Source organism: Hymenobacter nivis, assembly GCF_006439025.1.
Taxonomy (GTDB): domain Bacteria; phylum Bacteroidota; class Bacteroidia; order Cytophagales; family Hymenobacteraceae; genus Hymenobacter; species Hymenobacter nivis_A.
The window spans coordinates 1-13029 of sequence record NZ_RCYZ01000007.1; the positions used below are offsets into that span (position 1 = coordinate 1).

Here is a 13029-nt window from a genome sequence, read left to right on the forward strand (position 1 = left end):
CTTTCAGCGGCACCAGGGCCGACTCGTAGGTGGCGCCCCCCGTGGCCGGGGCAATGCGCAGCTGGTACTGGCGCGCGGCGGGCAGCACCAGGCTGTCGGACACGTACCTGCCCGCCGCCCGCTCCACCAGCGCGTAGCGGGTGCCCGCCTCGTCGGCGATGAACAGCTTGGCCCCCCGCTCCACCGCCGGGGCCCCCGCCGCGGCCAGGCTGGCCGTGCGCGTGAGCAAAATCGTGGTCCGCCCGTTGCCGTTGATGAAGCCGTCCACGACCAAATAGCTGGCCGGCGCGTCCAGCACCTCCGGCGCGTAGGGCTCCACGCACCCGCCCAGGGCCCCCAGCAGGACCAGCCCAAACCAGCGGCGAAACAAGAAGAAAAGGCGGTAGTGCACGGGTATCAAAGAAAAGGGAATGAGATAGATGGGGCCGGGGCCGCTACCAAAAGCTGGGCTTCACGTTGCTGCCCCGCAGGCGGCAATCCACGCACTCGCGCGAGGAGGCCAGGACGGCGTCGGGGTTCCGGGTTCTGGAAATGGGCACCACGTTCGGGTCGTTGGCGATGCCCTTCAGCGTGTCGAACGCGCAGTTTGTGTAGGGGGTGTCGTATTGGTAAAAGTTGACGGGCGGCAGGTCGGCGCGGGTAATGAAAATGCGCTTGGCTTGCACGGTGTGGGCCCCCACGTAGCCCAGCACGGGCTCCTGGGGGCGGTCCACCCGGTGCACGTTGCCCGTGAGCTGCACCGGCAGCGGGTCGTTGACCGTGCCCACGGCCTCCGTGTTTTTGCGCAGCAGCTCGTAGTAGGCAAATTCCTCGGCCGTTTCCGCTACCTGGCTCACCAGCAGGCTGTAGCGAATCTTGAACCGCTCGTCGCGCCGCGGGAGGTGAAGCAGCTGCACGTCCGCGAGGGCGTCTTGGCTGAATTGGGCCGTGCTGCCCTGCTTGATGGAAGAGAGCCGGTTGGTGTGCCAGCAGGTATAAATGGGCGTGGTGCGGTCCACGATGTCGTCCTTCACCCGGTCGTACTCCAGAGACGACATAAAAGCAGAATTGAACTCCCAGGTTTCGGCCACGCCCCAGCGGTAGTAGCGCGTGGCCTGGGCGGGGTCGCGGGTGCTGAGCAGCAGCTGCACTTGCTCTTCCTGCACGCGCCAGCCCAGCTTGTCAATGGGCGGCGTCGCCTTAAGGGCCACCCGCGCCGACTCGTACACGGCGCCCCCCACCGCGGCGGCAATGCGCAGCTGGTACTGGCGCGCGGCGGGCAGCACCAGGCTGTCGGACTGGTAGTTGCCGCTGGTTTTTTCCGTCAGCGCGTAGCGCCCGCCCGCATCGTCCAGGATGAAAAGCTTGGCCCCCCGCTCGGCCGGCGGGGCCCCGGGGGCCGCCACGTTGGTGGTGCGCGCGAGCTGGATGCGGGTCACGCCGTTGCCGTTGATGAAGCCGTCCACGACCAAATAGCTGGCCGGCGCGTCCACCAAGTCCGGCGCGTAGGGCTCCACGCACCCGCCCAGGGCCCCCAGCAGGGCCAGCCGGGGGCCCCAGCGGGCAAACGAAGCGGCGGCGAAGCGGGCCATTATCAGAAGCGGAAATTGTAGGTGACGGTGGGAATGGGGGCCCCAAAAATGGACAGCTTGTAGCCTTTGATCTGGCCGTTCACCGTCTGAAAATACACCGAATACGGGTTGCGGCGGCCGGTGAGGTTGTACACGGCGGCCGTCCAGGAGCTGTGGGCCAGCTTCTTACTCTTGTGGTTGCCCTCGATGTTCACCGCGAAGTCCATGCGGAAGTAATCGGGCACCCGGTAGGCGTTGCGGTCGGAGTAGTACACGCGCACGGCCTGGTCCACCACGTACTTGGCCAGCGGCAGCGTGATGGGCCGGCCGGTGCTGTAGTTCACGTTCAGCGAGGTGCTGAAGCGCTGGCTGAAGCGGTAGTTGCCCACCAGCGTCACGTCGTGGGGCTTGTCGTAGTTGCTGGGGTACCAGTTGCCGTTGTTCACCACGTCGGTAGCCGTGTTCACCTGCACCAGCGAGCGGGCGTAAGTGTAGCTCAGCCAGCCGTTGATTTTGCCCTCCGTTTTGCGCAGCAGCACCTCCACGCCGTAGGCCCGGCCCACGGCGCTCACCAGGTCGGTTTCGAGGTGCGGGTTGAGCAGCAGCACCGCCCCGGGCTTGTAGTCGAGGAAGTCCTGGGTGCGCTTGTAGTAGCCTTCCACCGAAAACTCCACCGTGTTGCGTTTGAAGTTGTGGTAGTAGCCCAGCGACACCTGGTCGCCCACCTGGGGCCGGATGTAGTTGTCGCTCAGCTTCCAGCTGTCGGTCGGCGAGATCACCGTGGTATTGGTGAGCTGGTGGATGTACTGGCGCATGCGCGTCAGGCTAGCCTTCACCGAGGAGTGCGCCGTCAGCTCGTACAGCGCTGAGAACCGCCACTCGGGGCCCCCGTAGTGGGCCAGCACCTGGCCCGGGCCGTAGCTCACGGTACCGGTCTGGGTGCTTTCGCTGCGCGAGATGCCCTCTAGGTACTGGGCCACGGCCCGGGGCCCCAGCGCCTGAAACAGCGAGTAGCGCAGCCCCGCCTGCACCGAAAAGCGGGGGCTCACGTCGAAGCGTTCGGCGGCGTAGAGGGCACTTTCCACGGCCCGCTCGTGCTGGATGGTGGTGGGCAGCAGCAGCGACTCGGGGCTGCCGGGCTGCTGGGTGCCGGGCGCGGTATTATACAAAATGGACCCGCCCCCGAACTCCAGCGTGTGCTTGGGGTGCGGCAGGTAGGTGAAGTTGGCGTTCAGCGACGTTTGGTCGATGGCGTAGTTGAAGGTGGAGGCCGAACTCGCGTTGCGGGTGGTGGCCAGGTTGAAGCCGTAGCGGCTGTAGGCCCCCGTAACGGTGCTCTGCAAGCGGGACGAGTAGACGTGCCGCCACTTCATGCTGGCCGCCGTGTTGCGGTACTCGTACACGGTGTCGCTGGCCAGCCGGAAACGGTCGTGGCTCAGGTAGCCGCTGGCGTACAGCGAGTTCTTCGGGCTAAAGTCGTAGGTGAGGTAGGCGTTCAGGTCGTAGAACGAGGCCGCGCTCTGCTGCAAGGCGCTGTTGGGCACGCGCTGGAGCAGCCAATCGGAGTACGAGGCCCGGCCGCTAACGATGAACGAGCCCTTGCCGCCGGCCAGGGGCCCTTCCAGCGCCAGGCGGCTGGTGAGGGGCCCGATGCCGCCCGCCCCGCCGAAGGCCGTGCGCTTGCCCTCGCGCCCCACAATGTCGAGCACCGACGACAGGCGCCCGCCGTAACGCACCGGAATGGCGCTTTTGTACAATTCGACCGACTTAATGACGTCGGGGTTGAAGGCCGAGAAGAACCCGAACAAGTGCGCCGGGTTGTAGATGGTGGCGTCGTTGAAGAGCACCAGGTTTTGGTCGGTGCCGCCGCCGCGCACGCTCATGCCGGTGCTGCCCTCGCCCACGGTTTTCACGCCGGGCAGCGCCATCACCACCCGCAAAATGTCGGCCTCGCCGAACACCGTGGGCACCTGCTTGATGGTCTTGATGTCGAGCTTCTGCACGCCCATTTGCAGGCCGCGCACGTTGCGCTCCTTCTGCCCTTCCACTACCACTTCGGTGAGGGCGGCCGCGTCGGCGGCCACCTCCAGGTCGAGGCGGCCGCTGGCGCGCAGCCACACCTGGCGCCGGGTGCTGCGCACGCCCATGCCCCGGATGCTGACGTTGTAGCGGCCCACGGGCAGCGTGAGGGCGTAGCGGCCGTCGCGGTCGGTGGCCACGCCCACGCCCAGGGCTTCCACGTACACGGCCACCCCGATGGCCGGCTGGCCGGTGCCCGCCAGCCGCACCGTGCCCGCCAGCGTGGCCCGGGCCCCAGCCACGGCGGCCCCCGGGGGCCCTATTTCATAGAGCTTGAACTCCGACGTGCCCGCCGCGGCAGGCCGCCTGGGGGCCCCCGCCACGGCGGGAGCGTCGTCGGAATCGGGTTCCGCGGCCGGCGGGGCCGGCGCGTCGCCGGCCGGCAGCTGCGTTTGCAGCGGCGGACCGGCCGTCACGAACACGCGCCGGGTGGCCTCGTCGAGGGCGAAGTGCAGGCGCGCCCGCCCCAGCACCTGCGTGAGGGCGGCCACCAGCGGCAGCCGGTCGGCCTGCAAGTGCACCACCACGGTATCGGTGGCGGCGGGGTTGAAGAAAAAGCGGTAGGGCGTCTGGGCTTCCACGCGCTGGGCAAACTGCTCGAAGGGCAGGCCGCGGAAGTCGCCGCTTACCACCGGCGGGGCCGGCTGGGGCCCCTGGGCCCAGGCCACGGGGCTGCCCAGCAGTAGGCAACAGCACAAAAACAACGGGTAGCGTTTGTTCATAAAGCAGGAAAGGACCGGACGAAACCGCGGCTACGGCCGCAGCGAATAGTAGTAGCGCAGCGCGCGCTCGGCGGAGGCAACCCGCTCAGCGCTCGAAAATTTAAGGCCCTGCTGGCGGGCGTAGCGCTGCACTTCGGCCTGGTGGGTGGGCAGCAGGGCGAGCAGCTTTTTCAGGCTTGTGAGCTCGGCCGCAGCCGTGGCCGAACGGCCAAATAGTTGGTCGGTTTGCTGGTACTCCTGGGCCAGGTTCTGGCTGATGGTGACGCGCTGCACCTGCTTGCGGTGGCGGGCCAGCAGGCGCACAGGGCCGTCCACGAGCAGCTCGTAGAAGCCCGCGGGCAGGGCCCCGGCGGCCAGCGAATCGCCCCCGGCCACGCGCACAAAGCGGTGGGGCCCCAGCGTGAAGCCCGCCACCTTGCCCGCCACCAGCGCCACCGTGGCCCCCTCGCCGGGGTAAAGCAGCACGGGCTGGTCGCGCAGCAAGTCGTAGCGCATCAGCACATTATCGAACGCGCCGCCGCGGTACTGCACCGTGCCGGCCTGCGGCGCGGGGCCCCCAAAAAACTGGTGCCCCCGGGTGCCGGGGGTGGTGTAGTCCACGTATTCGGGCCCGTCGTAGAGCACCGCCCCGGTGTGCAGGGCGGCGCGGTAGGTGCGCCCCGCCGCCGCCACGGCAGCGGCCACCGCCGCCGAATCGGCCGCCGGGGGGCCCTGCTGCGCGGCCGCCGGCCGGCCCAGCAGGGCCCCCACGGCGGCCCCGCCCACCAGCCACCGGCGCATTGCACCGGGCTGGGTGGCGCCAAAAAGTACCTGTTTTGCCATCAAATGGCCCCTTCGCGCGTGTAGATTCGGTGAACGGGTAGCGCAATATAGCGCCGGCGCCCGTTGCGCCGCCTGCCGCCGCCGCCGCGCCGCCGTTTTCCCGCAAAAGGCCCATTTTTAGACTTCTACGGGCATGGGCGGCCGCCCCCTCGGGGCAGCTAGCGGCCCAGCAGCTTGGCCACGTACTTGCCCACGATGTCGAACTCCAAATTCACCACCTCGCCCACGCGCAGCTGGTGAAAGCCGGTGTGCTCGTAAGTGTACGGGATGATGGCCACGGCAAAGGCGTCGTCGGTGCTCTCGAAGCAGGTCAGGCTGGTGCCGTTGATGCAGATCGAGCCCTTCTCGACGGTGACGCGGCCGGGGCCCGGGGCGTGCCGGAACCGGAAAATCCAGGAGCCGTTCTGGTCCTCGATGCCCACGCACTCGGCCGTGGCGTCCACGTGGCCCTGCACGATGTGGCCGTCGAAGCGGCCATTGGCGGCCAGGCAGCGCTCCAAGTTAATTTTGCGGCCGGGGGCCCACTGGCCCAGGTTGGTCACGCGCAGGGTTTCGGCGATGGCCGTTACGACGTGGGTGCCGGCGGCTTCGTCCACGGCCACCACCGTCAGGCACACGCCGTCGTGGGCCACGCTCTGGTCAATTTTCAGCTCGCTCGCAAACGGCGACTGCACGGTGAACTGGCGGTTGGTGCCGTCGGCGGCAGTGGCCACGACGGTGCCCAGGGCTTCAATAATTCCGGTAAACATAGATCGCAGATTATGCAGATTAACCGTGATTTCGCTGATTCAGCGGTGATTGGCTGGCGCGGCTACGGTTGCATCAGTTGAAAGACGTAGGAAAGAATGGGGTTGGTAAAGGCAACAACAAAAATCGGGAGCGATGGGCTAAACCCGGGCGGTCCGGGAAATTTCCCGAAGGGCTTCGACGCCCCCCTCCCCCCGCACTCGACCACCGTCAAACCAATTTGAATCAGCGAAATCACGGTTAATCTGCATAATCTGCGATCTATTTACCCCGGCCTTCAAGGATAATTTTCAGCGTGTAGAGCATCACGCGGCAGTCCATGGCCAGGCTCATGTTTTCGATGTAGAGCACGTCGTACTTGAGGCGCTCGACCATCTGGGGCACGGTTTCGGCGTAGCCGTACTTCACCTGGCCAAGGCTGGTGAGGCCGGGGCGCACGCGGTGCAGGTGGCGGTAGTGGGGGGCTACCTGCACAATTTGGTCAATGAAAAACTGGCGCTCGGGCCGGGGCCCCACCACGCTCATGTCGCCGCGCACCACGTTCCAGAATTGGGGCAGCTCGTCGAGGCGCACCCGGCGCATGAAGCGGCCCCAGGGCGTCACGCGCGGGTCGTGGTCGGAGCTCAGCGAGGGCCCCTGGCGCTCGGAACCCAGGTACATCGAACGGAACTTGATGATGGCGAACGGCACCCCGTTTTTGCCGATGCGCTCCTGCCGGTAAAACACCGGGCCCGGCGACGAGAGCCGCACCATGCAGGCCGTGAAGGCGTACGCCCACCAGGCCAGCGCCATGAACGCCAGAGCCCCCACCACGTCGAACAAGCGCTTTGTGACCGCCTGCCAGGGCGGCAACAGGTCTTGCTTGATTTCGATGAGCGGCGTGCCGAACGAGTGGTTCACCTTCACCGAGCCGAGCAGGATCTGGTAGAGGTCGGGCAGGATGCTGATGCGCACGGCGCTGCCCTCCAGCAGGTTGAGGATTTCCTGGATGCGGCGGTGCTCGCTGGGCTCGATGGCGATGATGACCTCCTCGACGCGCAGGGCCCCCACCAGGGCGGGCAGCTCGCCGTAGGTGCCGCGGGCGGGCAGCGCGGCGGCCAGGGCAGCGTCGACGGGGCCGTGCTCGGGGGCCACGAAGCCCACCACGCGCAGGCCCAGGTGGCGGCCGCTGCGGGCCAGGTCGCGGGCCGTATCGAGCACCAGGGCGCTGCCCCCCACCAGCAGCGTGGGGAAGGAAATGGTGCCCCGCCGCACCAGGCCCTGCACGCTGCGCACGGCGGCGATGCGCAGCACGGCCGAAAACGAAAAGTGCAGCAGGAAGTAGCCCGCCAGCGTGCGGTAGTAGAGGCGGTAGTTGCCCACGCCTTCGTCGTCGAGCAGCAGGGCGAAGAAGAGCACGAGCACCCCCAGCGCCGACACCCGTAGCAGCCGCAGCACCTCGGCCAGGCGCGACTTGCGGAACACGTCGCGGTACTGCCCGGCCAAGGCGTAGAGGGCCGTCCAGGCCAGGCCGATGGCCAGGGCGGCCAGCGCCAGCGTGGCGGCGGCCTCCGGCGTGAAGCGGTAGCCCGCCAGCTCGTGCAGCAGGTACTTGCGCAGCCCAAAGAACGCCCCCCAGGCCAGCAGCGCCGCCAGAAAATCGGCAGCCACGAGCTTAACGTACTGAAGGCGGCGGAGGAGCACGGCGGAGCTTGCGGGTGTATTTTTGCGGGCTCAAAGCCCTGTGGGGCCCCAAAGGTAGCCCCGGCGGGGCCCACGGCCCAGCTACGCCGCCCCCGGCGCGGCCGGTTTTTCCGCGTTTTTCCCGTGCCGCTCCTCCCCTCCGATTCCGCTTCGCCCTCCCCCGCCGATACTTACCGCCACCGCGGCCAGCGCCGGGCCCTGGTGGCCGCCCTGCGCGGGCGGGGCATCCGCGACGAGCGGGTGCTGGCCGCGCTGGGGGCCGTGCCGCGCCACCTGTTTTTTGCCCCTGCCTTCGAGGCCCACGCCTACCACGACAAGGCCTTTCCCATCGGCGAGGGCCAAACCATCTCGCAGCCCTACACCGTGGCCTACCAGACCGAGCTGCTGGCCCTGGGGCCCCAGCACCGGGTGCTGGAGGTAGGCACCGGCTCGGGCTACCAGTGCGCCGTGCTGCTGCGCCTTACGCCCCACGTGCACAGCATCGAGCTGAACGCCACCCTGTTTGCTGCCACCCAGCGGCGGCTGGGGGCGCTATTGCCGCCTGAGGGGCCCGCCCCGCAATTGCGCTGCGGCGACGGCTCGCTGGGCTGGCCCGAGGCCGCGCCCTTCGACCGCATCCTCGTCACGGCCGGGGCCCCGGGGCTGCCGCCGGCCCTGCTGCGCCAGTTGGCCGTGGGCGGGCAATTGGTCATTCCGGTGGGCCCCGCCCACGAGCAGCGCATGGTGCGCGTGGTGCGCGAGGGCCCCGACGCCTTTGCCCGCGAAGACCTGGCCCCCGCCCGCTTCGTGCCCCTGCTCGGGGCCGGCGGCTGGCAGTAGTAGTTGGCTCGGGGCTGATGGCTTTGGGCTTCTTTTAGTAATTATTACACCAGCGCGTTTCTATTGTAACCCGGTTGGGCCGGGTACTTGGGGTGAGCGGCGGGGCCCCCGCGGAACCATTTTGGGGGCCCGGGGAGTGCGCCGGGCGCGGCTGCCCGATATTTGCGGTTTCCCTTCGCTATTTATCCCGCCGCTTTATGCGCAAGCAAAAACCCGTCGCCGACTCGTTCGTCATCATGACCGAGCTGGTGCTGCCCAACGACACCAACACGCTCAACAACCTGATGGGCGGCCGCATGATGCACCTGATGGACATCGCCGCCGCCATTGCCGCCCAGAAGCACTCCAACCGCATCGTGGTCACGGCTTCGGTCGACAACGTCTCGTTCCGCGACGCCATCCGGCTTGGCAACGTGGTCACGCTCCAGGCGCAGGTCACGCGCGCGTTTGCCTCCAGCATGGAGGTGCACATCGACGTGTGGGCCGAGGACATTCCCAACGGCACCAAGTTCAAAACCAACGAGGCGTTCTTCACCTTCGTGGCCGTCGACCAGTCGGGCCGGCCCATCGACGTGCCCGAGGCCGTGCCCGAAACCCCCGAGGAAATTGCCTTCTACGACGGGGCCCTGCGCCGCCGCCAGCTGCGCCTGGTGCTGGCCGGCCGCATGAAGCCCGCCGAAGCCCAGGAGCTCAAAGCCCTGTTTGAGCTGCAATAACCGCCGGCCTCCCCTCCTTTTGCCCCCGCCCATGTCCGCCGAAACCCTGGCTTTCCTCCAGAATTTCTACACCGACGTCACGCTCTACGTGCCCGCCGAGCCCACCCTGGGGCCCCCGGCCGCCGCGCCCGAAGCGAGCGGGGCCCCGGTACTGCCCCCGGCCCCGCCCGCCCCCGTGACGCCCGTGCCCCCGGCCCGGCTGCCCGCGGCCGCACTGGCTGCAATGGCCGCCGCCGAGGCCCCCACTGCCTTGGCCGATGCAGCTGCGCCTATTACTGAAGTGGTAATGCCAACTACTAAAGTGGTAATGCCTGCTACTGAGGTGGTAGCGCCGGTGGCACCGGCTGCCCCAGCCGTACCAGCTGAGCCGGTTTCGTCTGTAGTGGCAGTTACCGCGCCCGCTGCGCCTGTGGTGGCACCCATTGCGCCCGCGGCGGCACCCGCCGCTTCAATGGCACCCGTTGCCCCAGCACCCGCGCAACCGGCGGCGGCGCCAGGGGCCCCAGCGGCACCGGCACAACCGGCGGCTGGGGGCCCTGCGGCGGCCGTGCCACCGGCCCAACTCACGCCGTTTACCACGCTGGGCAGCCGGGCCGACGGGGTGGTGCTGCTGGTGCGCCTACCGCCCGACCAGTTCCACAAGCTGCACCGCAACGTGTTCCTCAACAAGATGTTGCAGGCCCTGGGGCTGGTAATGGCCGACGTGGTGCTGGTGAACGTGGAGTCGCACCTGCCGGTGGCGCTCGGCAGCCTGCGCCGCGAGCTGGCCGCTACGCAAATCGTGGCTTTTGGCCGCAACCTGCTCGACATTGCCGTGCGCAACACCCAGATTTACGAACCCGTGCAGTTCGCCGGGCAAAACCTCTCCTACCTGGCCGCCGCCGAAATCGAGATGGTGGAATATGACGTCAGCCTGAAAAAACGCCTCTGGCCGGGTCTGCAGCGCATGTTCCTAGGATAAGCTTTTAGGGCCCCGAGCCCGCCCCATGAGCGCAAAAAGGCCCGTCTGCTACCAGACGGGCCTTTTCTGTGATTGTAAGCGACAAAGCTGTTAAGAAGTCTGAAAATTCAAAAACGAGCGCTAACAGCTATCCACCAGAAGCTAATTATTTCAGCACTTCGGCCAGCTTGGCTTCCAGGGCGGGGCCGCGCAGGTTTTTGGCGATGATAACGCCGTTGGGGTCGAGCAGAAACGACTGCGGGATGGCCGTAACGCCGTAGGCGGCCCCGGCTACACTCTGCCAGCCGGCGAGGTCCGACACGTGGTTGGGCCAGAGCAGGCCGTCGGCGGCAATGGCCTTGGTCCAGCGGCCTTTCTCCTGGTCGAGCGACACGGAGAACACCGTGAAGCCTTTGCCCTTGTCCTTGAAGGTGTTATAAGCCTTCACCACGTTGGGGTTTTCCTGGCGGCAGGGGCCGCACCAGCTGGCCCAGAAATCTACCAGCACGTACTTGCCGCGCAGGCTGCTGAGGGCCAGCTTAGCGCCCTCGGGCGTAGGCAGGTTGATGTCGGGGGCCTTGGCCCCAGTGGCAGTGGCGCGCAGGGGTTCCAGCCGGGCCGTCAGCTCTTTGGTGAAAGGCGATTCGGGGTTGGCCTTGCGCTGCACGGCGGCGATGGAATCGGCAAACTGGAAGTTGTCCTCGGGGTTCAAGAACGCGCCGGCGGCGAAGCCCGTGGCTACGGCCGTGGGGTGGCGGCGCAGCACGCCCTTCACGCGGGCGGCGGTGCGCTCCTGCACCGTGGCGGCCTCGGCCTCAATGGCTTGGGTTGTGGCAGTGTTATTAGCCGACGCCGCCGCCGTGTAGCGGGCTTTGAGGTCGTCCATCTGCGTTTTGGTGCCTTCCATCACCTGCGTCAGCTCGCGCAGCACCTCGGCGTCGGGGCTGCCCTGCACGGTGTAGGTGGCGGGCAGGCGCTGGGCGTCGCCGGCCACGGCCACGCGGGTTTTGTCGTCGAGCAGCAACAGCACCTGGTTGGCGTCGTTTATTTTCAGCTGGTACAAGCCTGCCGTGGGAGCCGCGCCCTTGAAGGTGAACTTGCCCGCAGCGTCGGTTTTGGCCGAGGCGCGCTCCACGAACTGGTTCGATTGCAACTCAGCCAGGTGCAATTCGGTGCCGGCCGGGGCATTTTTCAGCTGGCCGGTGATTTCGTAGCCTGCCGCCGCCGAGGCGGGCTGGCAGGCATTGGCTCCGCCCAGGACGGCGGCGGCCAGCAACGTAGATTTTATCATCAGGTAACGCATGTAGAGCAGTGAGCAGTTAACGGTAAGCCATTAACAATTACTAGACCAGGAGATTCCCCTAACGGTCGTTAGCAAAAAAAAGGTCAGCCGTTGGGCCAAGGCTGGGGCCCCGGGGCCCTAGCCGGCGTCGAGGGCGGCGCGCAGCAGCTGGTTGGCCTGCTTGGGGTCGGCCTTGCCGCCGGTGAGCTTCATGAGCTCGCCCATGAACATGCCGGTGAGCGATTTTTTGCCGGCCCGGTACTCGGCTACTTTGGCCGGGTTGCCGGCCAGCACCTGGGCCACCAGGGCCCCCAGCTCGTCGCCGTCGGTTTTGCTAAGCAGGCCCAGGGCCTCGGCCGCGCCAGTGGCGTTGGCCGTAGGGTGCTCCAGTAGGTACGGGAATAACTGCTTGCTGGCCACCGAGTAATTGATCTTGTCCTCGTCAATCAGTTCAATGATGCCGGCAAGCTGCGCGGGGTCGAGCGGGAAGTCTTCCATCGCCAGGGCGCGCTCGTTGAGGTATGACTTCACGGGGCCCATCACCCAGTTGGCGGCGGCCTTGGCGTTGGGCGTGAGGCGGGCCAGGCCGTCGAAGTACTGGGCCACTTCCTTCTGGTCCACCAGCACCGAGGCGTCGTAGTCGCTCAGCCCCAGCTCGCCGGTGAAGCGGGCGTAGAGCTGCTGCGGCAGCGCCGGCAGCTCGGCCTGGATGCGGTGCAGCCAGGCATCGTCGATGACGAGCGGCGGCAGGTCGGGCTCGGGGAAGTAGCGGTAGTCGTTCATCGTCTCCTTGCTGCGCTGGCCGTTGGTGGTGCCGGTCACGGCGTCGAAGCCGCGGGTTTCGCTGGCCACTTCGCCGCCGGCCTCCACGATGGCAATCTGCCGCTCAATCTCGTGGGCGATGGCGCGCTGCACGTTGCGGAAGGAGTTCATGTTCTTCACTTCCACCTTCATGCCGAACTCCGGGGCCCCGTGCAGCATCACCGAAATGTTGGCGTCGCAGCGCAGCGAGCCTTCCTCCATGTTGCCGTCGCAGATGCCGAGGTACTCCACCAGCTTCTTGATTTCGGTGAGGTAGGCGTAGGCTTCGTCGCCGGTGCGGATGTCGGGCTCGCTCACAATCTCAATCAGCGGCACGCCGGCGCGGTTCAGGTCCACCAGGGTTTCGGTTTCGCCGGCCAAGTGCATGCTCTTGCCCGCGTCCTCCTCCAGGTGGATGCGCGTGACGCCGATGCGCTTTACCTGGTCGCCCACGCGCACGTCGAGGTGGCCGTCGTAGCAAATGGGGGTTTTGTCCTGCGTGATTTGGTAGCCCTTGGGCAGGTCGGGGTAAAAGTAGTTTTTGCGGGCAAACAGGTTGTCGCGCCGGATGTGGCAGTTGGTGGCCAGGCCCATTTTCATGGCGAAGTCCACGGCGGTGCGGTTCACCTTGGGCAAGGTGCCGGGGTGGCCGAGGGTGATGACCGAAAGGTTGGTGTTGGGGGCCACGCCGTACTCGTTCTCGTCGGACGAATACATTTTGCTGCGCGTAAGCAGCTGGGCGTGTACTTCCAGCCCAATCACGGGCTGGTACTTGGCAAGCAGGGCGTCGTCCATATAATACAGCTGATGAGCGGGCCGCGGCCAATGCCGCCGCAACCCGGCCGCAAGTTAAAACCGATTCGGGCCC

General features: G+C 67.0%; 11 protein-coding genes. 3 read left to right on the forward strand and 8 right to left on the reverse strand.

The annotated features are described in order from the left end of the window. The 6 genes from EAH73_RS15925 to EAH73_RS15950 form a co-directional block, all read right to left on the reverse strand. The coding region (locus EAH73_RS15925; protein ID WP_140468316.1) for a DUF4249 family protein at positions 1-391 on the reverse strand (391 nt) is incomplete at its 3' end. Positions 392-434: 43 nt separating this feature from the next. After that, the gene (locus tag EAH73_RS15930) at positions 435-1571 is read right to left on the reverse strand and encodes a DUF4249 domain-containing protein (RefSeq protein ID WP_140468318.1); all 1137 of its coding nucleotides are present in this window, start codon (positions 1569-1571) and stop codon (positions 435-437) included. A 2-nt stretch (positions 1572-1573) separates the two neighbouring features. Then, entirely contained in the window at positions 1574-4351 is a 2778-nt protein-coding gene (locus EAH73_RS15935; RefSeq protein WP_140468320.1) for a carboxypeptidase-like regulatory domain-containing protein, read from the reverse strand. Positions 4352-4381: 30 nt separating this feature from the next. Further along, positions 4382-5131 (reverse strand): hypothetical protein, encoded by a 750-nt coding sequence (locus EAH73_RS15940; protein ID WP_140468321.1) that lies wholly within the window; start codon positions 5129-5131, stop codon positions 4382-4384. A 200-nt stretch (positions 5132-5331) separates the two neighbouring features. Beyond that, positions 5332-5922 carry a riboflavin synthase gene (locus tag EAH73_RS15945; protein ID WP_140468323.1) on the reverse strand — a complete coding sequence of 197 codons (591 nt, stop codon included), beginning with the start codon at positions 5920-5922 and terminating at the stop codon, positions 5332-5334. Between the two features lie 259 nt (positions 5923-6181). After that, entirely contained in the window at positions 6182-7603 is a 1422-nt protein-coding gene (locus tag EAH73_RS15950) for a sugar transferase (RefSeq protein ID WP_140468325.1), read from the reverse strand. Positions 7604-7726: 123 nt separating this feature from the next. On the opposite strand from EAH73_RS15950, the gene EAH73_RS15955 reads away from it, so the two are divergent. The 3 genes from EAH73_RS15955 (at position 7727) to EAH73_RS23145 (ending at position 10099) form a co-directional block, all read left to right on the forward strand. Continuing rightward, on the forward strand, positions 7727-8422 hold the full coding sequence (locus EAH73_RS15955) for a protein-L-isoaspartate(D-aspartate) O-methyltransferase (RefSeq protein WP_140468327.1): 696 nt from the start codon (positions 7727-7729) through the stop codon (positions 8420-8422). 197 nt (positions 8423-8619) lie between these two features. Continuing rightward, entirely contained in the window at positions 8620-9138 is a 519-nt protein-coding gene (locus EAH73_RS15960) for an acyl-CoA thioesterase (protein ID WP_140468329.1), read from the forward strand. Positions 9139-9169: 31 nt separating this feature from the next. After that, the gene (locus EAH73_RS23145) at positions 9170-10099 is read left to right on the forward strand and encodes a hypothetical protein (protein WP_161599573.1); all 930 of its coding nucleotides are present in this window, start codon (positions 9170-9172) and stop codon (positions 10097-10099) included. A 145-nt stretch (positions 10100-10244) separates the two neighbouring features. Here EAH73_RS23145 and EAH73_RS15965 read toward each other — a convergent pair whose 3' ends face one another. Both EAH73_RS15965 and gatB read right to left on the reverse strand, forming a co-directional pair. After that, the gene (locus tag EAH73_RS15965; protein ID WP_161599574.1) at positions 10245-11369 is read right to left on the reverse strand and encodes a TlpA disulfide reductase family protein; all 1125 of its coding nucleotides are present in this window, start codon (positions 11367-11369) and stop codon (positions 10245-10247) included. Between the two features lie 129 nt (positions 11370-11498). Beyond that, a complete protein-coding gene (gatB, locus tag EAH73_RS15970; RefSeq protein WP_140468333.1) occupies positions 11499-12956 on the reverse strand; it encodes an Asp-tRNA(Asn)/Glu-tRNA(Gln) amidotransferase subunit GatB in 1458 nt (485 codons plus the stop codon). Between the last annotated feature and the right edge of the window lie 73 nt (positions 12957-13029).

Excerpts from the sequence above, each read along its gene's own strand:
- EAH73_RS15930 (WP_140468318.1), bottom strand. The coding sequence starts at position 1,571 with ATGGCCCGCTTCGCCGCCGCTTCGTTTGCCCGCTGGGGCCCCCGGCTG.
- EAH73_RS15935 (WP_140468320.1), bottom strand. The coding sequence starts at position 4,351 with ATGAACAAACGCTACCCGTTGTTTTTGTGCTGTTGCCTACTGCTGGGC.
- EAH73_RS15940 (WP_140468321.1), bottom strand. The coding sequence starts at position 5,131 with ATGCGCCGGTGGCTGGTGGGCGGGGCCGCCGTGGGGGCCCTGCTGGGC.
- EAH73_RS15945 (WP_140468323.1), bottom strand. The coding sequence starts at position 5,922 with ATGTTTACCGGAATTATTGAAGCCCTGGGCACCGTCGTGGCCACTGCC.
- EAH73_RS15960 (WP_140468329.1), top strand. The coding sequence starts at position 8,620 with ATGCGCAAGCAAAAACCCGTCGCCGACTCGTTCGTCATCATGACCGAG.
- EAH73_RS23145 (WP_161599573.1), top strand. The coding sequence starts at position 9,170 with ATGTCCGCCGAAACCCTGGCTTTCCTCCAGAATTTCTACACCGACGTC.
- EAH73_RS15965 (WP_161599574.1), bottom strand. The coding sequence starts at position 11,369 with ATGATAAAATCTACGTTGCTGGCCGCCGCCGTCCTGGGCGGAGCCAAT.
- gatB (WP_140468333.1), bottom strand. The coding sequence starts at position 12,956 with ATGGACGACGCCCTGCTTGCCAAGTACCAGCCCGTGATTGGGCTGGAA.